General features: G+C 74.6%; 20 protein-coding genes and 1 riboswitch. Of the genes, 7 read left to right on the top strand and 13 right to left on the bottom strand.

The annotated features are described in order from the left end of the window. The first annotated feature begins 153 nt into the window (after window positions 1–153). Window positions 154–429, top strand: coding sequence for a sulfurtransferase TusA family protein (locus AB0H37_RS36280; protein ID WP_360617188.1), 276 nt, complete (start codon window positions 154–156; stop codon window positions 427–429). Between the two features lie 9 nt (window positions 430–438). Here the strand turns inward: AB0H37_RS36280 and AB0H37_RS36275 are convergent, their stop codons facing one another. Then, window positions 439–1,074 carry an FMN-binding negative transcriptional regulator gene (locus AB0H37_RS36275; RefSeq protein ID WP_360617186.1) on the bottom strand — a complete coding sequence of 212 codons (636 nt, stop codon included), beginning with the start codon at window positions 1,072–1,074 and terminating at the stop codon, window positions 439–441. A gap of 52 nt (window positions 1,075–1,126) precedes the next feature. On the opposite strand from AB0H37_RS36275, the gene ligD reads away from it, so the two are divergent. Continuing rightward, window positions 1,127–2,080, top strand: a complete 954-nt coding sequence (gene ligD / locus AB0H37_RS36270) for a non-homologous end-joining DNA ligase (RefSeq protein ID WP_329088925.1) — start codon at window positions 1,127–1,129, stop codon at window positions 2,078–2,080. 20 nt (window positions 2,081–2,100) lie between these two features. On the opposite strand, the gene AB0H37_RS36265 is transcribed toward ligD, so the two are convergent. The 6 genes from AB0H37_RS36265 to AB0H37_RS36240 all read right to left on the bottom strand — a co-directional run bounded on the left by AB0H37_RS36265 (window position 2,101) and on the right by AB0H37_RS36240 (window position 7,404). Then, complete coding sequence (locus AB0H37_RS36265; RefSeq protein WP_360617184.1) at window positions 2,101–3,330, bottom strand: cytochrome P450; 1,230 nt, start codon at window positions 3,328–3,330, stop codon at window positions 2,101–2,103. A 124-nt stretch (window positions 3,331–3,454) separates the two neighbouring features. After that, window positions 3,455–4,678 (bottom strand): histidinol-phosphate transaminase, encoded by a 1,224-nt coding sequence (locus tag AB0H37_RS36260; protein WP_329088929.1) that lies wholly within the window; start codon window positions 4,676–4,678, stop codon window positions 3,455–3,457. 85 nt (window positions 4,679–4,763) lie between these two features. Then, a complete protein-coding gene (locus AB0H37_RS36255) occupies window positions 4,764–5,060 on the bottom strand; it encodes a DUF6295 family protein (protein ID WP_179835867.1) in 297 nt (98 codons plus the stop codon). A 12-nt stretch (window positions 5,061–5,072) separates the two neighbouring features. Beyond that, window positions 5,073–5,894: a dienelactone hydrolase family protein gene (locus AB0H37_RS36250; protein WP_360617182.1), complete on the bottom strand. Its 822-nt coding sequence runs from the start codon at window positions 5,892–5,894 to the stop codon at window positions 5,073–5,075. Between the two features lie 16 nt (window positions 5,895–5,910). Further along, window positions 5,911–6,741: an undecaprenyl-diphosphate phosphatase gene (locus AB0H37_RS36245; RefSeq protein WP_360617194.1), complete on the bottom strand. Its 831-nt coding sequence runs from the start codon at window positions 6,739–6,741 to the stop codon at window positions 5,911–5,913. A gap of 210 nt (window positions 6,742–6,951) precedes the next feature. Further along, entirely contained in the window at window positions 6,952–7,404 is a 453-nt protein-coding gene (locus tag AB0H37_RS36240) for a MarR family transcriptional regulator (protein WP_179835865.1), read from the bottom strand. Between the two features lie 157 nt (window positions 7,405–7,561). Here AB0H37_RS36240 and AB0H37_RS36235 point away from each other — a divergent pair, with 157 nt between their 5' ends. Then, window positions 7,562–9,010, top strand: a complete 1,449-nt coding sequence (locus AB0H37_RS36235) for an MFS transporter (protein WP_360617181.1) — start codon at window positions 7,562–7,564, stop codon at window positions 9,008–9,010. A gap of 6 nt (window positions 9,011–9,016) precedes the next feature. Here AB0H37_RS36235 and cobF read toward each other — a convergent pair whose 3' ends face one another. After that, window positions 9,017–9,766 (bottom strand): precorrin-6A synthase (deacetylating), encoded by a 750-nt coding sequence (cobF, locus tag AB0H37_RS36230; RefSeq protein WP_179835863.1) that lies wholly within the window; start codon window positions 9,764–9,766, stop codon window positions 9,017–9,019. 54 nt (window positions 9,767–9,820) lie between these two features. Between cobF and cbiE the strand changes: the two genes are divergently transcribed. Genes cbiE through AB0H37_RS36215 form a run of 3 tightly spaced genes read left to right on the top strand, consistent with a single transcriptional unit; the run spans window position 9,821 to window position 12,497 of the window. Next, window positions 9,821–11,038, top strand: coding sequence for a precorrin-6y C5,15-methyltransferase (decarboxylating) subunit CbiE (cbiE, locus tag AB0H37_RS36225; protein WP_360617179.1), 1,218 nt, complete (start codon window positions 9,821–9,823; stop codon window positions 11,036–11,038). Further along, window positions 11,035–11,790 (top strand): precorrin-4 C(11)-methyltransferase, encoded by a 756-nt coding sequence (gene cobM / locus AB0H37_RS36220; protein WP_360617178.1) that lies wholly within the window; start codon window positions 11,035–11,037, stop codon window positions 11,788–11,790. Before cbiE ends, cobM begins: the two co-directional genes overlap by 4 nt. Beyond that, window positions 11,775–12,497 (top strand): cobalt-precorrin-6A reductase, encoded by a 723-nt coding sequence (locus tag AB0H37_RS36215; RefSeq protein ID WP_329088940.1) that lies wholly within the window; start codon window positions 11,775–11,777, stop codon window positions 12,495–12,497. Before cobM ends, AB0H37_RS36215 begins: the two co-directional genes overlap by 16 nt. Here the strand turns inward: AB0H37_RS36215 and AB0H37_RS36210 are convergent. The 3 genes from AB0H37_RS36210 to AB0H37_RS36200 are packed head-to-tail and all read right to left on the bottom strand — an operon-like array spanning window position 12,488 to window position 15,686. Beyond that, complete coding sequence (locus AB0H37_RS36210) at window positions 12,488–13,975, bottom strand: precorrin-2 C(20)-methyltransferase (RefSeq protein ID WP_360617177.1); 1,488 nt, start codon at window positions 13,973–13,975, stop codon at window positions 12,488–12,490. The two genes, AB0H37_RS36215 and AB0H37_RS36210, sit on opposite strands and share 10 nt — an antisense overlap. Then, entirely contained in the window at window positions 13,975–14,595 is a 621-nt protein-coding gene (locus AB0H37_RS36205; RefSeq protein WP_229810396.1) for a precorrin-8X methylmutase, read from the bottom strand. Before AB0H37_RS36205 ends, AB0H37_RS36210 begins: the two co-directional genes overlap by 1 nt. Continuing rightward, window positions 14,592–15,686: a precorrin-3B synthase gene (locus AB0H37_RS36200; protein WP_360617175.1), complete on the bottom strand. Its 1,095-nt coding sequence runs from the start codon at window positions 15,684–15,686 to the stop codon at window positions 14,592–14,594. The genes AB0H37_RS36205 and AB0H37_RS36200 overlap by 4 nt, the downstream gene beginning before the upstream one ends. Before the next feature lie 71 nt (window positions 15,687–15,757). Further along, a riboswitch (cobalamin riboswitch) is annotated at window positions 15,758–15,881 on the top strand. A 53-nt stretch (window positions 15,882–15,934) separates the two neighbouring features. On the opposite strand from AB0H37_RS36200, the gene cobN reads away from it, so the two are divergent. After that, window positions 15,935–19,531 carry a cobaltochelatase subunit CobN gene (gene cobN, locus AB0H37_RS36195; RefSeq protein ID WP_360617173.1) on the top strand — a complete coding sequence of 1,199 codons (3,597 nt, stop codon included), beginning with the start codon at window positions 15,935–15,937 and terminating at the stop codon, window positions 19,529–19,531. On the opposite strand, the gene AB0H37_RS36190 is transcribed toward cobN, so the two are convergent. Further along, on the bottom strand, window positions 19,486–20,817 hold the full coding sequence (locus AB0H37_RS36190) for a cobyrinate a,c-diamide synthase (protein WP_360617192.1): 1,332 nt from the start codon (window positions 20,815–20,817) through the stop codon (window positions 19,486–19,488). The genes cobN and AB0H37_RS36190 overlap by 46 nt on opposite strands. Then, on the bottom strand, window positions 20,814–21,416 hold the full coding sequence (gene cobO / locus AB0H37_RS36185; protein WP_329088950.1) for a cob(I)yrinic acid a,c-diamide adenosyltransferase: 603 nt from the start codon (window positions 21,414–21,416) through the stop codon (window positions 20,814–20,816). Before cobO ends, AB0H37_RS36190 begins: the two co-directional genes overlap by 4 nt.

Below are 21,416 nucleotides of genomic sequence, written 5' to 3'. Positions count from 1 at the left end.
ACGAGCTTGACGCTCAGGCCGTCGCCACGGATGACCCGCGCCTGGAACCCGGCCGTCATTTCCGCCGAGGGCGCGGTCTGACCACCGCCCTTGTCACAACAAAGCCCTATATTTCCCCCTACGCCGGCAAGGCGCGCGGAACCGGGGGTGGACATGAGCTCGAACCCAGTCGTCATCGACGGCGGTGACCGTTCCTGCGTGCGCCTCCTGCTCGAACTGCGCGGCCGCATCGCGGACCTGGCGCCCGGTACCGTCGTCCACCTCATCGCCGCCGACCCGGCGGCCCCCATCGACCTGCCCGCCTGGTGCCACCTGACCGGCCACGCCTACCTCGGCCCCGTGGACGGCGCGCCCACCCCCACCTACGCGCTCCGGGTGGCGGCCGACGCCCGCCCGACCTCGCCGGAATCCCCCTGGCGCCCCCGCTGACCTGCCGCGCTACCCCTCGCGTTCCGTCCGCGCCGCCGCTTGCACCGCGTTCGCCATGGTGGTGTCGCCCTGGGCCCGGTAGCCCGCGATGACGCCCGCGACGTCGGCCTCGGGGCGGTTCTGGCTCATCTTCGCCTTGGCCTCGACCCGGGTGACGCGCAGCTCCAGGCCCACGATCGCGCGCAGCTGACCGGCGACGAACGCGGGCGGGGCGTCGTCGACCGCCCAGGACGGGGCGCGGCCCCGCTCGTGGCGGTCGGTCAGGCGGCGGACCATTGACTCCACCCACGCCGGGTCGTCGTGCACGACGAGGCGGCCGTAGACGTGGGCGGTGAGGTAGTTCCACGTCGGCACCACGCGCCCGTGCTCGGCCTTGGACGCGTACCAGGACGGCGACACGTACGCGTCCGGCCCGTGGACGATCAGCAGTGCTTCCCCGTCGGCGGGCTCGCGCCACTGGTCGTTGTTGCGCGCCACATGCGCCAGCATCGCCCCGTGCTCGCCCACCGACGGGTCGTACAGGACGGGCAGGTACGTCGCGATCAGACCCCGCGGGGTGACGGTGACGAGGTCGGCCGCCCCGCATCCGGCCAGCAGCTCCCTGACCTCGGCGTCGTCCGCCGAGAAATGCGCCGGTACGTACATGGACGCGACGCTACCCCACGGCGATGTCGGCGCCGCGTGCGAAGCTGGTGGGGTGAGCGCCGATGAAGAGCGTGACGGGGTTCGGCTGACGAACCTCGACCAGCCCCTGTTCGAGGGGGCGGACGCGACGAAACGCGACCTGGTCGACTACCTGGACGCCGTCGCCGGATGCCTGGTCCCGCAACTCGAAGGCCGGCCCCTGTCGGTCAAGCGCGTGCTGCGCGGCCAGAAGCCGTTCATGCAGAAGAACACGCCGAAGTACACCCCGTCCTGGGTGCGGACGGTGGCGGTGTGGGCGGAGACCTCGCAGCGGGAGGTGTCCTACGCGCTGTGCGACGACCGCCGCACGCTGCTGTGGTTCGCGAACCAGCGCGCCGTCGAGTACCACCCGCCGCTCGTACGCGCCGAGACGTGGGACAAACCCACCCACCTGGTCATCGACATCGACCCGCCCGGCTCGGACGCGTTCGGCGACGCGGTCGCCGCCGCCCACCTCGTGCGCCGCGCGATGGACGACTCGGGCCTGCGAGGCGCCGTCAAGACCAGCGGTGCCAAGGGCGTCCACGTGTTCGTGCCCCTTGACGGCGCCACGCGCATCGAGGACGTGGCCGCCGCGACCCGCGCCCTGGCCGTCCGCGCCGAGCGGCTCGACCCTGATCTGGTCACGACGGCCTTCATCCGCGAGGACCGCGGCGGCAAGGTGTTCCTCGACTCGACCCGCGCGGGCGGCGCGACGGTCATCGCCGCCTACAGCCCGCGGATCCGTCCGGGCGCGCCGGTCTCGTTCCCGGTGGCCTGGGGCGACCTCGACCGCGTGACGCCCTCGGACTTCACGCTCCGCACGGCCGCCGCCCTGCTCGCCGGACGCGACGTCTGGACGGACCTCATGCCCGAGCCGCAGGCGGTCCCCGCCGACCTCGTCGAGCAGGGCCACACGATCCCGATCGCCCGGGTCCAGGCGATGCACGAGGGCAAGCGCCGGGCCCGGGCGCGCCGCGAGGGCTAGCTACAGCCAGCGGGAGGCGCTCAGGAGCCGAGCACGACGGGCAGGGTCCGGTGGCCGTTGGAGATGAACGACTCGACCGGCCTCATCTCGGCCGGGTCGACGGCGAGCGCCATGTCGGGGAAGCGGCCGAAGAGCGCCGGCAGCGCGATCTCGGCCTCCAGCCGCGCCAGGTGGGAGCCGACGCAGAAGTGCACGCCGTGGCCGAACGAGATGTGCTCCTTGTTCGCCCGCCTGACGTCGAACAGGTCGGCGTCGTCGCCGTGCAGGGCGAGGTCGCGGCCCGCGGCGGCGTAGGCGGCGAGGATCGCCTCGCCCTTGCCGATCGTCACGCCGTCGACGTCGATGTCCTCCACGGCGTAGCGCAGCGGCAGGTTCGCGACCGGCGCCTGCCAGCGCAGCGCCTCCTCGATGACCTCCGTCCACGGCACCTCGCCGGACCGGACGAGCGCGTACTGGTCCGGGTGCGTCAGCAGCGCCGTGATCGCCTGGTCGAGCAGGTTCACCGTCGTCTCGTGCCCGGCGGAGATCATCAGGATCAGCGTGTCGACCAGCTCCTGCTCGCTCAGCCGCGAGCCGTCCTCGTCGCGGGAGGAGATGAGCACGCCGGCCAGGTCGTCGGCGGGCTCGCGGCGCCGGAACGCCACGAAGTCCTGCAGGATGCCGTACATCTCGGTCTGGTTGGCGAAGGCCTCCTCGGACGTCAGCGCCGTGTTGAAGACGCCGTCCACACAGCGGCGCAGCGCCGGCCGGGCCGCGACGGGGACGCCGAACAGCCGGCAGATCACCTCGATGGGCAGCGGGTAGGCGAACGCCTCGCGCAGGTCGGCGCGGCCGCCGGGGGAGGCGGCCAGATCCTCCAGGAGGGACCCGGTGATCTCCTCGACGTCCGGCCGCAGCGCCTCGGTGCGGCGCGGGGTGAAGGCCCGCGAGATGATGGTGCGGAGCCGCCGGTGGTCGTCGCCGTAGGCGGTGAACATGTTCCGCACCGAGACCCACAGGCTCAGCGGCCAGTCCTCCGCGATCTCACCGTCGATCCATTTCGTCCAGTGCCGGTTCGGGTCCTTGGACACCCGCGGATCGGCCAGCAGTCGTTTGAGCTGCTCCTGGCCGGTCACCGCCCAGGCGACGACGCCGCCGGGCAGTTCCACGAGGGTCACCGGCCCCCGCGCCCGCAGTTTCGCGGCCTCTCCCTGGACGTCGCTGCCGGCCGGGTCGATGACGAGCGGGATCTCCATTGAGGTCCTCTCCAAGCGGGGATGGAACATGTCCGTAACGACATGCATGCGATGAGCGACGATGCCAACGTAAGGGGTCGTGGCGCCATACCGCCAATTCACCTGGAAACGGACGCGTCCCGCCTGTTTCGGCCTTTCCCTAAATGGCCGCGCGGAAATCCTCAGGGCGGGTCTCGGTGTGCTGGGGATCGCCCTCGCCCCACCCGTGGCCGGGCGACACCACGTTGTCGGGCGGGGCCTCCGGCGCGGTGCCGTACAGGTAGGAGCCGAGCCCGATCAGCAGCCGCTGCACGTCCGCCTGCGGCCGGACGACCAGCCGCAGGAACTGGCTCGTGGAGCCGAGCTTGTTGCCGCACTCGCGGACGAACACCCCGTGGTGCGCGATCAGGTGGTCGCGCAGCCCGACGCCGTCCTTGCCGTCCGGCAGTTTGACCATGAGGAAGTTGCCCTGGGACGGGAAGACCTTGAGGCCCGGAAGCGACGCCAGCTGCTGCGACATCAGCAGCCGGTCGCGGGCCAGCAGCCGCAGGCTCTCCCGGTACTCCGAGCCGTGCTCGCGCAGCAGGAACACCACGAACTCGGCGAAGGAGTTGAGGTTCCATTTCGGCAGCGCCGCCCGGACGGTCCGCGCCAGCGCCGGATTCGCCACCAGGTAGCCGAACCGGACGCCGTGTAGCCCGAAGTTCTTGCCGAGGCTCTTCAGTACGATCACGTTCGGCCGGATGCGGGCCTCGTCGGCGACGCTGGTGTGCGCCTCGGCGTCGACGAAGTCCAGGAACGACTCGTCCACCACGACCAGGTCCAGGTCGATGAGGCAGTCCAGCAGGCGGACGATCTCGCGGCGCGGGACGTACCCGCCGTCGGGGTTGTTGGGGTTGCACACGACCGCGGTCCGAGAGCCCCGCGCCCGCACGAACCGCACGAAGGCGTCCACGTCGAACTCGAAGCCGAGCAGTTCGTGGAGCTGGAACATGTCGACCCGCTTGCCCGTCTCCAACGGCTGGTCCGTCCATCGGCCGAACGTCGGGATCGGCGTGGCGAGGCTCTCGCGCACGAGCAGGTGGTCGATCCAGGTGATCAGCTCCGTGGACCCGTTTCCCATGACGACCGTCTGCGGGTGGTGCCCGAGCGTCGCGCAGAGCTCGGCGGTGATCGTGTCGGCGTCGCTCGGGTAGTACTTGAGGATCTGCTCCAGCGAGCCCGCGAGCTGGGAGAACATTCCCGGCGTGGGGAAGTACGGGTTGCACGGGATGCAGAAGTCGACCAGGTCCCGGCGTCCGGACGAGGCCCGCTGGAGGGCGAAGAAGGACGGGCTGTGCGCGCTCTGGCGCAGCACGCTCGGATCGATCTGGTCCGCTGGCACGCATGGGGGTACGCGCCCCTCGGCACACCGGTTCAGCGGCGTCCGGGCGGCCCCGGCCGGCGGGTCCGGGGCCGGCCGGGCCGCGTCAGGTCGCGCCCGCGCGCCGGCCGGCGCCGGCGGCCGAGGCGAGGCCGGGCGGGGCGGCGGCGAGGGCCGCCTGGATGGCCTCGACCAGCGCCAGCGCCGACTCCTCGGTCAGCTCGACCGCGACGCGCGCGGACGGCCCCTCTCCGGCGTTGGTGAAGTCGATGTTCACGGTGTGCTCGTGGCAGGCGTGGTACGGGTGGTCGACGTAGACCGCGCCGCCGGTCAGGGTGAACCAGCCGTTCGCGCCCTTGGCCGCGCCGTCCAGCTCCATCTTCACCGTCTGGTAGGTGCACATGGGGATCTCCTCTCAGGCGCCGAGGTGGCGGTCGAGGAAGGCGAAGATCTTCTGCCAGCCGTCCTTGGCGGCGGCGGGACGGAACGCGGGCCTCTCGACGGCGAAGAACGCGTGCCCCGCGCCGGGATAGGTGTGGAACTCGTGCTCCTTGCCGAGCCTGGTCAGCTCGGCGTCGAGCGCGGCGACCTCGTCGGGCGCGGGGAACCGGTCCTCCTCCCCGAACAGGCCGAGCAGCGGGCACGACAGGTCCGGCGCCTTCGAGACGATCGACCGGGCGGAGGTCGGGTAGTCCTCGGGCGGGTCGTTGACGACGAAGGCGCCGTAGCAGTCGACGGCCGCGTCGAGGTCCAGTTCGCACGCGGCCAGGAACGCGTGCCGCCCGCCCGAGCAGTGCCCGATCACCCCGATCCGGCCGTCGGCGTGGTCGAGCGAGTTCAGATGGGCGGCGGCGCCGGCGACGTCGCCGACGAGCTGCTCGTCCGGGACGCCGCCCCTGGCGCGGGCGGCGGCCGCCTGGTCGTCCGGGCTGACGCCCGCGCCCTCGCGCGAATACAGGTTCGGGGCGATCGCGGCGAACCCGTGCGCGGCGAACGTCCGGACGAACTCCTTGGTGCCCGGGTCGTAGCCGGGCATGTGGTGGATCACCACGACGCCGCCGCGCGGGGCGTCGCCCAGCGGCCGCGCCAGGTACGCCTCCAGCTCGTCCTTGCCGTACCCGGTGATGGAGACCGTTCCGGCCCACATCGCGTCGTTCATGACGTCGGTGCTCCGTTCCTCGGCGGGGTGCGCGCGCACGCCGTGCTCCCGCCGGCGCGCGGACCGTGACAGTCTCACGCATACCCCACGAGGCTCAGGCGTTCAACGTCCCCGTGCCGAGCAGGCCGAACAGCAGCAGGCCGATGACGATCCGGTAGACCACGAACGAGGTGAAGCTGTGCCGGGCCACGAAGCGCAGCAGCCAGGCGATGGAGGCGTAGGCCACGATGAACGACACCGTGGTGCCCACCGCGAGGGGCAGCACGCCGGCGCCCGAGCCGAGCGCGCTCGGCAGCTCGTAGATGCCGGCGCCGGTCAGCGCGGGGATGCCGAGGAAGAACGACAGGCGGGTCGCGGCGACCCGGTCGAGGCCGAGCATGAGCCCGGTCGACATCGTCGCGCCCGACCGGGAGAAGCCGGGGAACAGCAGGGCGAGGATCTGCGAGGAGCCGATCAGCATCGCGTCGGTGAGGGACGTGTCGTCCTCGCCGCGCTTGTGGGTGCCGAGCCGGTCCGCGGCGAACATCACGGCGCTGCCGCCGATCAGGGACCCGGCGACCACCCACAGTGAGGCGAGCGGGCCCTCGATGAGGTCCTTGGCCGCGACCCCGACGATCACGACCGGGACGGTGGCGAAGATGACCCACCAGCCGAACTTGTAGTCGTGGTGGTAGCGCTCGGACGGCCGGGCGATCCCGACGCCCCACGCCTTGACGATCCGGACGATGTCGGAGAAGAAGTACACCAGCACCGCCGCGATCGCGCCGACCTGGATCACCGCGGTGAACCCGACCACGCCCTTGTCGTCCACCGGGATGTCCATCAGGCCCTCGGTGATCTTCAGATGCCCGGTCGAGGAGACCGGGAGGAACTCGGTCAGGCCCTCCACGATCCCGAGGACGATCGCCTGCCCGACATTGATCACGCTCAAGGGCCCGGTTCCTCTCCGACCTGCGCCAGGTTCGCGCCGAGCCTACTGCCGCGCCGCGGCCGGGTCCCGCGACGAGAGCGATAACTTCACTGATCGTTAACCGGGCGGACGGTCTCCGGACACGCGCAGCGTCGGATCTCCTGGATCACGGGGCGGCGACCGCCGTGATGTCCGAGGCGGCGACCGCCGCGAGGGCGCGCCCGGTCAGGGACGGGGCCAGGGGCTTCCGGCGAGGCGCTCGATGTCGGTGTTGAAGCGCTGGAGGAAGGAGGCGAAGGCCTCGACCTCCTCCGCCGTCCAGTCCGACATGATCTTGTCGATGCCGGCGGTGATCTGGCCGCGCTCGCTGTCGAGGCGGCGCTCGCCCTCGGCGGTGATGCGGAACTTGCGGGCGATGCCGCCGGCCGGGTCGGGGATGCGCTCGACGAGGCCGTCGCGCAGCATGGCCGACGTCTGCCGGTTCAGGGTCGAGGGGTCCAGGTCGAACGCCTCGCTGAGCTGCCGGATCGACATGGGGCCCTCGATGCGGATGCGGCTGAGCAGGATGTAGGCGCTGCGCTCCAGCAGGCCGCCCTCGCGCCGGGATCGGCGGGTGGCCAGGCTGTGCCGCCCGAGCAGCATGGTCTCGTACTCGATCAGATCCGTGGGCTTGTGCATGCCGGTCCTTCTCCCGGACGCGGGCCGCCCGGGTCGCTCCTGCCTCGATGCTCGCACCCCATGCCTACCACAGCGATGTGCGCCGTACACAAGTTGTGCATCGACCATAACGTATGTATGGTGCACAAGTTAATCGACCCCACAGAAGGGATGTCACGTGGACGAGTCCGCGCCCGCCGTCCGACCCGGCGGGATCGTCGGCGTTCTCGCCGTGGGCGGCATCGTCGCCGCGTTCATGCAGACCCTCGTGGTGCCGCTGATCGCCGAGCTGCCGCGGCTGCTGAACACCACGGCGTCCAACGCGACCTGGGTGGTCACCGCGACGCTGCTGGCCTCCGCGGTCGCCATGCCCATGATCGGGCGGCTCGGCGACCTGTACGGCAAGCGCCGGATGCTGCTGGTCTGCATGGTGCCGCTCATCACCGGGTCGGTGGTCTGCGCGCTGTCCGGCTCGCTGATCCCGATGGTCGTCGGCCGGGGCATGCAGGGCGTCGGCATGGGCATGATCCCGCTCGGCATCAGCGCGCTGCGCGACCTGCTGCCGCCCGAGCGGCTGGGGTCCTCGATCGCGCTGCTGAGCTCGTCCATGGGCATCGGCGGGGCGTTCGGGCTGCCGCTCGCGGCCGTCATCGCGGAGAACACGAGCTGGCGGGTGCTGTTCTGGGGGTCGGCCGCGCTGAGCGCGCTCGTCGCCACGCTGATCTACCTGCTGGTGCCGGCCACGCCCGTCCAGACCCGGGGCCGCTTCGACGCCGTGGGGGCGGTCGGCCTCGGCACCGGCCTCGTGTGCCTGCTGCTCGGCGTCTCCAAGGGCGCCGACTGGGGCTGGGCGAGCGGCACGACCATCGGGCTGTTCGCCGCCACGGTCGTCGTCCTGCTGGCGTGGGGCTGGTGGGAGCTGCGGACCCGCGACCCGCTGGTCGACCTGCGCGTCACCGCGCGCAGCCAGGTGCTGCTCACCAACGCCGCCTCGGTCGTGATCGGGTTCTCGATGTACGCCCAGTCGCTGATCGTGCCGCAGCTGCTGCAGCTGCCGAAGGCGACCGGGTACGGGCTCGGCCAGTCGATGGTCGCCGCCGGCCTGTGGATGGTGCCGTCCGGCCTGCTGATGATGGCGGTGTCCCCGCTCGGCGCCCGGCTGTCGGCCGCCCGCGGGCCCAAGGTCACCCTGGTCGCCGGGAGCCTGGTGATCGCGCTCGGGTACGGGTCGTCCACCCTGCTCATCGGCGCCGCGTGGGGCCTGATGATCGTCACGGCGATCTGCGGCATGGGCGTCGGCCTCGCCTACGGCGCGATGCCCGCGCTCATCATGGGCGCGGTGCCGCGGTCGGAGACCGCCTCGGCCAACAGCTTCAACACGCTGATGCGCTCGGTCGGCACGTCGGTGTCGGCGGCCGTGGTCGGGGTCGTGCTGTCCCAGCTGACCATCGACCTCGGCGGGCACGTGCTGCCGTCCGAGGACGGCTTCCGCGCCGGCCTGCTGATCGGCTGCGGCGTGGCCGTGATCGCCGGGGTCATCGCGCTGGCCATCCCCGGGCGCGGGCGCTCGGTCACCGCGGCCGAGCAGGCCGCCCCGGCGGAGGAGCGCGCCGGGTCGAAGGCCTGACGCCGGTCAGCCCCGCGCCGGGGACTCGCGCCGCAGGAGGTAGGTGTCCATGATCCAACCCTTGCGGGCGCGGGCCTCGGCGCGCACGGCGCGGATCTCCTCGGCCACCTCCGCGACCGGGCCGGAGACGAGGATCTCGTCGGGCGTGCCGAGGTAGGCGCCCCAGTAGACGTGGTAGCCGTCGCCCGCCTCGGCGAACGCGCAGTGCGCGTCCAGCATGACGAGCACGTCGTCGGCGGTGGCGCCCTCGGCGGCGAGGCGGCGTCCGGTGGTGATGTGGACGGGGCGTCCCACCCGCGTGAGCCCGACACGGTGCCGCGCGGTGAGCGCCGAGACGCTGCTGATGCCGGGGATCACCTCGCACTCGAACGCGGCGCCGACCTCCTCCAGCGCCGCGAGGGTGCTGTCGTAGACGCCGGGGTCCCCCCAGACGAGGATCGCGCCGGTCTGCCCGTCGGCCAGTTCGCCGGTGACGAACGACTCGTAGATGCGCGCGCGCCGCGACCGCCAGTCCTCGACGGCGGCGGTGTAGGCGGCGGCGTCCCGGTCGCGCTCGGGGTCGCGGGCCTCCACGATCCGGTACGGGTGCCGGCCGTGCGCCGCGATGAGGTCGTGCCGCAGCCCGGCCAGGTCGTTCTTGGCCTCGCCCTTGTCCACGACGAGGAAGACGTCGGCGGCGGCGATCGCCTTGGCCGCCTGGAACGTCAGGTGGTCGGGGTCGCCCGCGCCGATGCCGATGATCAAAAGCCGCTTCACCTGGCCAAGTGTGCCAGCTGTAGACTTGGCGCCGCATTTCGCTCAAGGAGGCCAGTGGACGCGCGTGTCATCACCGTCGTGGGCGTCGGAGCCGACGGGTGGGACGGCCTCGCGGAGGGCTCCCGCGCGGCGCTGCGGGCGGCCGGCGTGCTGCTCGGGGGCGCCCGGCACCTCGCCCTCGTCCCGGACGGCCCCGCCGAGCGCGTGCCCTGGCCGTCCCCGCTGCTCCCCGCGCTGCCCGGCCTGATCGAACGGTACGAGGCGCGGTCGATCGCCGTCCTGGCGAGCGGCGACCCCATGTTCTACGGGATCGGCTCCACCCTCGCCGAGTTGGTCGGCCCGCGGCGGCTGCGGGTGCTGCCGCACCCGTCGTCGGCGTCGCTGGCGTGCGCGCGCCTCGGCTGGCCGCTGGAGCGGGTCGAGGTCGTCAGCCTCGTCGGGCGTCCGGCGGAGACGCTGAACGCCGCCGTCGCGCCCGGCCGCCGCGTCCTGGTCCTCGGCGCGGGGCGGCAGGCCCCGGCGGTCGTGGCGGCGCTGCTCACCGGGCGCGGGTTCGGCCCCAGCCGGATGACCGTCCTGTGCGACCTGGGGGCGGAGACCGAGACGGCGGCGCACGGCGTCGCGTCCCACTGGACCGACCCCGCGGCCTCGGCGCTCGCGGTCGTGGCCGTCGAGTGCGTGCCCGGCCCGGACGCCGCCCCGCTGCCGCGCGCCGCCGGTCTGCCCGACGACGCCTTCGAGCACGACGGGCAGATCACCAAGCGCGAGGTCCGGGCGGTGACGCTGTCGCGCCTCGGGCCGCTGCCCGGCGAGCTGCTGTGGGACGTCGGCGCCGGGTCCGGCAGCGTCGCGATCGAGTGGGCGCGGGCGCACCCGTCGTGCGCGGCGGTGGCCGTCGAGAGCCGCCCGGAGCGGGCGGAGCGGATCGGCCGCAACGCCGGGGCGCTCGGGGTCCCGGGCGTCCGCGTCGTGGCGGGCCGCGCGCCGGACGCCCTGGAGGGCCTGCCGCCGCCCGACGCGGTCTTCGTCGGCGGCGGGCTCACCGTCCCCGGCCTGCTGGAACGCTGCTGGGACGCGCTCCGGCCCGGCGGGCGCCTCGTCGCCAACGCCGTCACCCTCGAATCGGAGGCCAGGGTCGCCGAGCTCCGCCGGACCCACGGCGGCGAACTGGTCCGCCTCGGTGTCGAGCGCGCCGCCCCGCTCGGCGGGTTCACGGGCTGGCGCCCCGCGATGCCCGTCACCGTCTGGACGACGCGGAAGGACATCCTGTGACGGTGTACTTCGTCGGCGCGGGCCCCGGCGCCGCGGACCTCATCACCGTGCGCGGCCTGCGGGTGCTGGAGTCCGCGCCGGTCTGCCTGTACGCGGGGTCGCTGGTGCCGGCCGAGCTGCTGGAGGCGTGCCCGCCCGGCGCCCGGCTCGTCGACACCGCGAACATGACGCTGGACGGGATCGTCGCCGAGCTGACCGCCGCCCACGGGGACGGCCTGGACGTCGCGCGGCTGCACTCGGGCGACCCGTCGGTGTTCAGCGCGGTCGCCGAGCAGATGCGCCGCCTCGACGCGGCGGGCGTGCCGTACGAGGTCGTCCCCGGCGTCCCGGCGTTCGCGGCCGCGGCGGCCTCGCTCGGGCGGGAGCTGACCGTCCCCGGCGTCGGCCAGACCGTGATCCTGACCCGGACGGCCGTCCGCGCCACCCCGATGCCGGACGGCGAGGACCTCGCCACCCTCGGCGCGAGCGGCGCCACGATGGTGCTGCACCTGGCCGTCCAGCGCATCGAGGAGGTCGCCGCCGAGCTGCTGCCCCGCTACGGCGCGGACTGCCCGGTCGCCGTCGTGGCCCGCGCCAGCCGCCCGGACGAGCTGGTCCTGCGCGGCACGCTCGCCGACATCGCCGCCCTGGTGCGCGAGGCCGGAGTGCGGCGCACCGCGGTGATCGTCGTCGGGCGGGTCCTCACCGCGTCGGCGTTCCCCGACAGCCACCTCTACAGCGCCGGGCGGGACCGGGCGTGCGGCGCGTCCTGATCCTCGGCGGGACGGCCGAGGCCCGCGCGCTCGCGGCCCGGCTGACCGGTGTGCACGTCGTCTCCTCGCTCGCCGGGAGGGTGTCCGACCCGCGCCTGCCCGCCGGCGAGGTCCACATCGGCGGGTTCGGCGGCGCCGAAGGGCTCGCCACGTGGCTGCGCGAGCACCGGATCGACCGTCTCGTCGACGCGACGCACCCGTTCGCGGAGCGGATGAGCGCCTCCGCCGCGCGCGCGTCCCGGCTGACGGGCGTGCCGCTGCTCGCGCTGCGCCGCCCCGGCTGGGACGAGGAGGACGGCGACGACTGGCGGCGCGTCCCGTCCCTGCCGGCCGCCGCCGCCGCGCTGCCGGACGGCGCCCGCGCGTTCCTCACCACCGGCCGCCGCAGCATCCCGGTGTTCGCCGCGCGGACCGGTGTGTGGTTCCTCGCCCGGTCGGTGGACCCGCCGGAACCGCCCGTCCCGTCCCACGTGCACGTCCTGCTGGCGCGCGGCCCCTACACCGTGGACGGCGAGCGCGCCCTGATCCGCGAGCACCGCCTGGACGTCCTGGTCACCAAGGACAGCGGCGGCGCGATGACCCGCGCGAAGCTCACCGCCGCCCGCGAGGCCGGGGTGCCGGTCGTGATGGTCGACCGCCCGGCACTCCCCGGGAGCGTCCGGGCGACGGACGACGTGGCGGCCGCGGCGGCCTGGGCTCAGGGGTAGCGGCGCGGGGTGTAGACGACGCCCCGCTCGGTCACCCGGGTGGCGGACGACCCGACGATGAGCAGGCAGCGCATGTCGACCCGCTCGGGGTCCAGCTTGCCGAGCGTCGTCACCGTCACGGTCTCCTCCGGCCCGCCGACGTCCCGCCCGATCACCACCGGGGTCTCGGGGGAGCGGTGCTCGAGCAGCAGGTCGCGCGCCGCCGGGAGCTGGTGCCTGCGCCGGCTCGACGAGGGGTTGTAGAGGGCCAGCACCAGGTCGGCCTCGGCGGCGGCCGCGAGCCGCCGCCGCACCACGTCCCACGGCTTGAGGATGTCCGACAGCGACAGGACGCAGAAGTCGTGCCCGAGGGGCGCGCCCGCCCGGGCGGCCACGGCCTGCGCCGCCGTCAGGCCCGGCACGACCTGCACCGGCACGTCCGCGAACGCGTCCGCGTCCGCGGCCTCCAGCACGGCCGTCGCCATCGCGAACACCCCGGGATCGCCGGACGAGACGACGGCGACGCGGGCCCCGTCCCGCGCGAGCGCCAGCGCGTGCCGGGCCCGGTCGGCCTCCACCCGGTTGCCGGACCCGTGCCGCCGCTGCCTCGGGTTCGGCGGCACCCGTTCCAGGTAGGGGCCGTAGCCGACGAGGTCGGTCGCGGACGCCAGGACGTCCTGCGCCTCCGGGGTCAGCCACGGCCGCCCCGCCGGCCCGAGCCCGACGACCCACACCCCGCCGGCCCCTTCCGGCCGTACCGGGGGAGAAGCCGCGAACGAGCGCTCCGCCGGGCTCGTCAGCAGCGCGAGCGACATGTAGGGCACGTCCGCCGGATCGACGTCGGCGAGCGGGAGGACGCGCTGCCGGTCGGTGGCGGCCCGCTCGACGTACCAGCCGTCGCCGAGCCGTCCCGCGTCCTCGAAGGCCTGCCTGACCTTGGGGAACGTCCGGCCGAGCTTGAGGACCGCCGCCGCGTCCGCGGTGCGCAGGCGCGCGGCCAGCTCCTCGCCGGGCAGCGTCCCCGGCAGGACGGTCAGCGTCTCCTCCCGCTCCACCAGCGGGCGCCCCGCCGCCGCCGACGCGGCGCTCAGCGACGTCACGCCCGGCACCACCTCGGCCGGGTAGTGCGGCGCGAGCCGCTTGTGCAGGTGCATGTACGACCCGTAGAACAGGGGATCGCCCTCGCTCAGCACCACGACCGTCCGCCCCGCGTCGAGGTGCGCGGCGAGCCGGGCGGCGCAGTCGGCGTAGAAGTCCTCCAGCGCCCCCTGGTACCCGCCGGGGTGGTCGGTCGTCTCCGTCGTCACCGGGTAGACGAGCTGCTCCTCGATCCGTCCGTCCCGCAGGTACGGTTCGGCGATCGCCCGGGCGATGCTGCGGCCGTGCCGCGCGCAGTGGAAGGCGACCACGTCCGCCTCGCCGATCAGCCGCGCCGCCTTCACCGTGACCAGCTCCGGGTCGCCGGGCCCGACGCCCACGCCGAACAGCCGTCCCGCCATCACTCCGCCTCACTGGCGATGGCGTTGACCGCCGCCGCCGTCATCGCGCTGCCGCCGCGCCGCCCGCGCACCACCAGATGGTCCAGGCCGCTCGCGGCGAGCGCCTCCTTGGACTCGGCCGCCCCGATGAACCCGACCGGGATCCCGAGGACCGCCGCCGGGCGCGGCGCGCCCTCCTCCACCAGTTCCATCAGCCGGAACAGCGCGGTCGGCGCGTTCCCGATCGCGACGACCGCGCCGCCGAGCCGGTCGCGCCACAGCTCCAGCGCCGCCGCGCTGCGCGTGGTGCCGAGCCGCTCGGCCAGCTCGGGCACGCCCGGGTCGCCCAGGGCGCACACGACCTCGTTGCCGGCGGGCAGCCGCGCGCGGGTCACGCCGGACGCGACCATCCGCGCGTCGCACAGCACCGGCGCGCCGGCCAGCAGCGCCGCCCGCGCCCGCGCCACCACCCCCGGCGACCAGGCGAGATCCTCGACGAGGTCGGTCATGCCGCAGGCATGGATCATGCGGACCGCGACCCGCGCCACGTCGTCCGGCAGTCCCGACAGGTCGGCCTCCGCGCGGATCGTCGCGAACGACCGCCGGTAGATCTCGGCGCCGTCCCGGACGTAATCGGTCACTGCCGTCCCTCCGCCGTCCTCAGCACGACCGGGCCGCGGGGCATCCCGCAGCGCCGCTCGCATCCCGTCCAGTGGACGGGGGTCTCCGGCGCGCGGGCCAGGCCGTCCACGAAGCGCCGCGCCTCGTCCTGCACGTCGCCGCGCGACTTGGCGCACCCGGGGCTGCCGGTGCAGGCCGTCACGCCCACCCACGGCGACGCGGGATCGGTCGCGAAGCCCGCCGCCGCAAGCGCCGCGGCCGCACGGCGCGCCCCGTCCCGGTCCAGGTCCACCAGCACCACGCTGCGCCACGGCGTCACCCGCACCCCGCGCGCGACTCCGGCGAGCGCCTCGGCCTGCGCGCCGGACAGCCGGCCGAGCGGGGGCACGACCTCCAGCGCGGCGAGCCCGTCCCGCTGCGCGACGATCCCGGCGTGCGGCGGAGCGGGGTCGGGGCGCGGCGGCGTCTCCCGCACGGCCGCGCCCAGCCGCTCCGCGACGAGCCGCGCGCCGTCCGGCACCTCCGCGAGCCTCCAGGCGTCGCCCCGGATCTCCAGGAACGCCTCCGCCGCCGCGAGCAGCGCCGCGACGGGATCGCCCGGGACGGGTCCGAGGGACGTCCCGGCCAGCCGCAGGCCGCGGGCGGTGTGGGCCGCGTCGGCGTCCAGCGCGGCCATGTCGCCGGTGCCGTCGTCGAGCGCGAACAGGAACCGCCCCGGCAGCCGGGCCAGACCCGGACGCGCGCAGAGCCCCTCGTCCAGCGCCCTGACCAGCGGATCCGTGGCGATGACGCCGCGCGGACCGCGCCCGCCGAGCGGGGACGCGACGATGTTGCGCACCCGCTCGTGGGTCGCCGACGGCAGCAGCCCGGCGGCCTCCAGCCGGGCCGCGAGGGCCGCGGTGTCGCGGACGCCGCGCACCTGGAGGTTGCCGCGGGACGTGAGTTCGATCACGTCCCGTCCCAGCGTGCGGGCGGCGGCGCCGAGCACCGCGAGCTGCGCGGCGGACACCGCGCCGCCAGGGACGCGGACGCGCGCCAGCGGCCCGTCGGCGGCGTCGTGGGTGCGCAGTGCCCCGGGGCACGCGTCGGCACGGGCTCTGACATTCGGCACGGGGAGGATGTTAACCACAGTTTGCAGGGCGACCGCGCTGCCGTACTCTTCTGCTCAGACGATGGCAATGGGAGGAAGCCGGTGCGAATCCGGCGCGGTCCCGCCACTGTGACCGGGGAGCGAACCCCGCTGTAGGCCACTGTCCGCAGGGACGGGAAGGCCGGGGCGAGCATCGATCCGGGAGCCAGGAGACTCCTGCCGTCGCGACACCCGCGACCGGGGCGAGGACCCCAGGGGGAGGATGCGCCGTGCCCGAGCACAGCCGCACGGTCCTGTTGCTGTCGACGTCCGACACCGACCTGCTGAGCGCCCGCGCTTCCGGCGCCGCCTACCGGCTCGGCAACCCGGCGCGGCTCACCGCCGCCGACCTGCCCGAGCTGACCGAGGGCGCCGACCTCGTCGTGGTGCGGCTGCTCGGCGGGCGGCGCGCCTGGGAGGACGGTCTCGACGCGCTGCTCGCGGGCCCCCGGCCGGTCGTCGTCCTCGGCGGCGAGCAGGCCCCCGACGCCGAGCTGATGGAGCTGTCCACGGTCAGCGGCGGGGTGTGCGCCGAGGCGCACGCCTACCTCGCGCACGGCGGACCCGCCAACCTCGCCGAGCTGCACGCGTTCCTGTCCGACACCGTGCTGCTGACCGGGCGCGGCTTCGCGCCGCCGGCCCCGACGCCGACCTGGGGACGGCTCGACCGGGCCGCCCGCGACGGCGACGGGCCCGTGGTCGGCGTGCTCTACTACCGCGCCCACCACGTGGCGGGCAACACCGCGTTCGTCGAGGCGCTCTGCGCGGCCGTGGAGGACGCGGGCGGGCGCGCCATGCCGGTGTTCTGCTCGTCGCTGCGCACCGCCGAGCCCGAGCTGCTGGACACCCTGCGCCAGGCGGACGCGCTGGTGGTGACCGTGCTCGCGGCGGGCGGGTCACGGCCCGCGACGGCCGGGGCGGGCGGCGACGACGAGGCGTGGGACGTGGGCGCCCTCGCCGCGCTGGATGTCCCGATCCTGCAGGGCCTCTGCCTCACCACGAGCCGGTCCGACTGGGAGGGCGGCGACGAAGGGCTGTCCCCGCTGGACGCGGCGTCGCAGGTCGCGATCCCCGAGTTCGACGGGCGGATCATCACCGTCCCGTTCTCGTTCAAGGAGGTCGGCCGGGACGGGCTCACCGTCTACGCCGCCGACCCCGAACGGGCCGCGCGGGTCGCCGGGATCGCCGTCCGGCACGGCCGGCTCCGCCACACCCCGGCCGCCGGGCGCCGCCTCGTCGTGATGCTGTCGGCCTACCCGACCAAGCACGCCCGCGTCGGGAACGCCGTCGGCCTCGACACCCCGGCGAGCACCGTCCGGCTGCTGGCCCGGCTCCGGGACGCCGGGTACGACCTGGGGGAGGGCTTTCCCGGCGTCGACGAGCAGGACGGCGACGCCCTCGTCCACGCCCTCATCGCGGCGGGCGGCCAGGACGAGGACTGGCTCACCGAGGAGCAGCTCGCCGGCAACCCCGTCCGTATCTCCGCCGCGTCCTACGAGCGCTGGTACCGAACCCTGCCCGCCGATCTGCGCGAGGGGATGGAGCGGCACTGGGGCCCGCCGCCGGGGGAGTTGTTCGTCCAGGACGGCGACATCGTCCTCGCCGCGCTCCGCGCGGGCAACCTCGTCGTCATGGTGCAGCCGCCGCGCGGCTTCGGGCAGAACCCCATCGCGATCTACCACGACCCCGACCTGCCGCCGAGCCACCACTACCTGGCGGCGTACCGGTGGCTGTCGGACGAGTTCGGCGCGCACGCGATCGTCCACGTCGGCAAGCACGGCAACCTTGAGTGGCTGCCCGGCAAGGCGGCGGGCATGTCGGCGTCGTGCGGCACCGACGCGGCGCTCGGCGACGTCCCGCTGATCTACCCGTTCCTTGTCAACGACCCCGGCGAGGGGACGCAGGCCAAGCGCCGCGCGCACGCCGTCCTCGTGGACCACATGGTCCCGCCGATGGCCCGTGCCGAGACCTACGGCGACATCGCCCGCCTCGAACAGCTCCTCGACGAGCACGCGACGATCGCCGCGATGGACCCGGCGAAGCTGCCCGCGATCCGCGCGCAGATCTGGACGCTCATCCAGGCCGCCAGGCTCGACCACGACCTCGGCCTCGACGACCGCCCGCACGACACCGAGTTCGACGACTTCCTCCTGCACGTCGACGGCTGGCTGTGCGAGGTGAAGGACGCGCAGATCCGCGACGGCCTGCACGTCCTCGGCCAGGCGCCCACCGGCGCGACCCGCGTCGACCTGGTGCTGGCCATGCTCCGCGCACGCCAGATGTGGTCGGGGCGCGAGACGCTGCCCGGCCTGCGGGAGGCGCTCGGGCTCAGCGAGGCCGGCGGCGAGGCGCTCGCCGACGTGGACGCCGCCGAGGCCGCGGCCCGCGCCCTCGTCCAGGCCATGGAGGACGCCGGCTGGGCCGTGGACGCGGCCCGGGAGACCGCCCGGGACGTCCCGGCGGAGCACCGCGAAGCCGTGACGCGCGTCCTGGAGTTCGCCGCCGCCGAGATCGTCCCGCGCCTGGCCCGGACGTCCGACGAGCTCGACCACGTCCTGCACGCCCTGGACGGCGGCTACGTCCCCGCGGGCCCGAGCGGGTCGCCGCTGCGCGGCCTCGTCAACGTCCTGCCGACCGGTCGCAACTTCTACTCGGTCGACCCGCGCGCCGTCCCGAGCCGCCTCGCCTGGGAGACCGGGCAGGCGATGGCCGACTCGCTCCTGGAGCGCTACCGCGCCGACCACGGGGAGTGGCCGCGCTCGGTCGGGCTGTCGGTGTGGGGGACGAGCGCGATGCGCACGGCGGGCGACGACGTGGCCGAGGTCCTCGCGCTGCTCGGCGTCCGCCCGGCCTGGGACGAGGCGTCCCGCCGCGTCACGGCGCTGGAGCCGGTGCCGCTCGCCGAGCTCGCCCGGCCGCGCATCGACGTGACCGTCCGCATCAGCGGCTTCTTCCGGGACGCGTTCCCGCACGTCGTCGCCATGCTGGACGACGCCGTCCGGCTCGTCGCGGGGCTGGACGAGCCCGACGCCGACAATCACGTCCGCGCCCACGTGCGGTCCGACCGGGACCGGCACGGCGACGAGCGCCGCGCGACCCTGCGCGTGTTCGGGTCCGCGCCCGGCGCCTACGGGGCCGGGCTGCTGCCGCTCATCGACAGCCGCAACTGGCGTGACGACGCCGACCTCGCCGAGGTGTACGCGGTGTGGGGCGGCCACGCCTACGGCCGCGACCTCGACGGGGTGCCCGCCCGCGCCGACATGGAGAGCGCCTACCGGCGGATCGCCGTCGCCGCCAAGAACGTCGACACCCGCGAGCACGACATCGCCGACTCCGACGACTACTTCCAGTACCACGGCGGAATGATCGCCACCGTCCGCGCGCTGACCGGCCGGGCCCCGGAGGCCTACGTCGGCGACAGCACCCGCCCGGACGCCGTGCGCACCCGCACCCTCTCGGAGGAGACCGCGCGGATCTTCCGGGCCCGCGTCGTGAACCCGCAGTGGCTGGCCGCCATGCGCCGGCACGGCTACAAGGGCGCGTTCGAGCTGGCCGCGACCGTGGACTACCTGTTCGGCTACGACGCCACCACCGGCGTCATGGCCGACTGGATGTACGACCGGATCACCGCCGCCTACGTCCTGGACGAGGAGAACCGCGCCTTCATGGCGGAGTCGAACCCGTGGGCGCTGCACGGCATCGCCGAGCGGCTGCTGGAGGCGGCCGAGCGCGGCATGTGGGAGCACCCCGACCCCGAGGTTCTCCGGGGCCTCCAGGAGGTCTACCTCAAGACGGAGGGCGACCTCGAGGACGACACCAGCCGCTGAGCGGCCTCCGGGGACCCCGCCCAGTGCAGGTGCAGGTAGGAGGCGGTGATCCGGGCGTCGCCGTAACCGTCGCGGCCGTCCCGCCACCGGAACAGCGGCCCGGCCTCGGTGTCCAGCGCGGTCCGGTGGAACTCGTGGCCGCGGAACCGCTCGCCCGGCCGGGTCAGCGGGGACTCCGCCACCGCGACCGCCTCCCGGTAGCCGAGCGTCAGCCGGGACGTCATCCGCGCGCGCCCCGGCACCCGTCCGCACATCGCCCGCCCGTCGAGTTCCTCGCACAGGTAGAGGAGCCCGGCGCATTCGGCGGCGATCGGTCCGGGGAACGCCGCGACCTCGGCGAGCATCGGCGCGTTGGCGGCCAGTTCGGCGGCGTGCACCTCCGGGAAGCCGCCGCCGACGACGAGCGCGGCCGCCCCGTCCGGCAGGGCCTCGTCCCGCAGCGGGTCGAAGACGGCCACGTCGGCGCCCGCCGCGCGCAGCAGCTCCACGTGCTCGGCATAGGAGAAGGTGAACGCCGCCCCGCCCGCGACCGCGACCACCGGCCCGCCCTCGACCGGCACGACCTGGTCGGACGGATCCCACGCGGGCCCCGGCAGCGGCGGAGCGGTGGCCGCCAGGCGGAGCACGGCGTCCAGGTCGCAGGAGCTCTCCACCAGCGCGCCGAGCCGCTCCACGGCGCGCATGGCCTCCGCACCCCGCTCGGCCGCCGGGATCAGCCCGAGGTGGCGGGACGGGGTCACGACCGCGTCGTCCCGCCGGATCGCGCCGAGCACCGGCACGCCCGTCGCCTCCAGCGCGCCGCGGCACAGCTCCTCGTGCCGCTCCGAACCGACCCGGTTGAGGATGACGCCGCCGATCCGCACGCCCGGCTCGAACGTCGCGAAACCGTGCACGAGCGCCGCCACCGACCGGCTCTGCCGCGCGGCGTCCACGACCAGTACCACCGGCGCCGCGAGCAGGTGCGCGACGTGCGCCGTGGAGGCGAACCCCGTGTCCCCGCGCCCGTCGAACAGGCCCATCACGCCCTCGACCACCGCCACGTCGCACCCGGCGGCGCCGTGCAGGAACAGCGGCGCCACCCGTTCCTCGCCCGCCAGCCACGGGTCGAGGTTGCGGCCGGGCCGTCCCGCCGCGAGCGCGTGGTAGCCGGGGTCGATGTAGTCGGGGCCGACCTTGTGCGGGGACACGGCGAGGCCGCGCGCCCGCAGCGCCGCGATCAGCCCGGTCGCCACGGTCGTCTTGCCGCTGCCGGACGCCGGAGCCGCGACGACCAGCCGGGGGATCACCACTCGATGCCCCGCTGCCCCTTCTGCCCGGCGTCCATCGGGTGCCGGACCTTGCCCATCTCCGTCACCAGGTCGGCGGCCTCGACCAGCCGGTCGGGCGCGTCCCGGCCGGTGACGACGACGTGCTGGGACCCGGGACGCGCGGTGAGGGTCTCGACCACGTCGTCCAGGTCGAGCCAGCCCCACTTGAGCGGGTAGGTGAACTCGTCGAGCACATAGAAACGGTGGCTCTCGGCGGCCAGGTCCCGCTTGATCTGCGCCCAGCCCTCGCGGGCGTCGGCCGCGTGGTCCTCCTCGGTGCCGGGGCGCTGGATCCACGACCAGCCCTCGCCCATCTTGTGCCAGGCGACCGGGCCGCCCTCGCCGCTCTCCCCGAGCACGCGCAGCGCCCGCTCCTCGCCGATGCGCCACTTCGCCGACTTCACGAACTGGAACACCCCGACCGGCCAGCCCTGGTTCCAGGCCCGCAGCGCCATCCCGAACGCCGCCGTCGACTTCCCCTTGCCGGGACCGGTGTGGACGATCAGCAGCGGCCGGTTGCGGCGCTGCCGGGTGGTGAGGCCGTCGTCGGGGACGGACTCGGGCTTTCCCTGTGGCAT

Origin of the sequence: Actinomadura sp. NPDC023710, assembly GCF_040639875.1 — a bacterium.
GTDB lineage: Bacteria > Actinomycetota > Actinomycetes > Streptosporangiales > Streptosporangiaceae > Spirillospora > Spirillospora citrea.
This window is presented reverse-complemented; position numbering and strand designations above follow the sequence as displayed.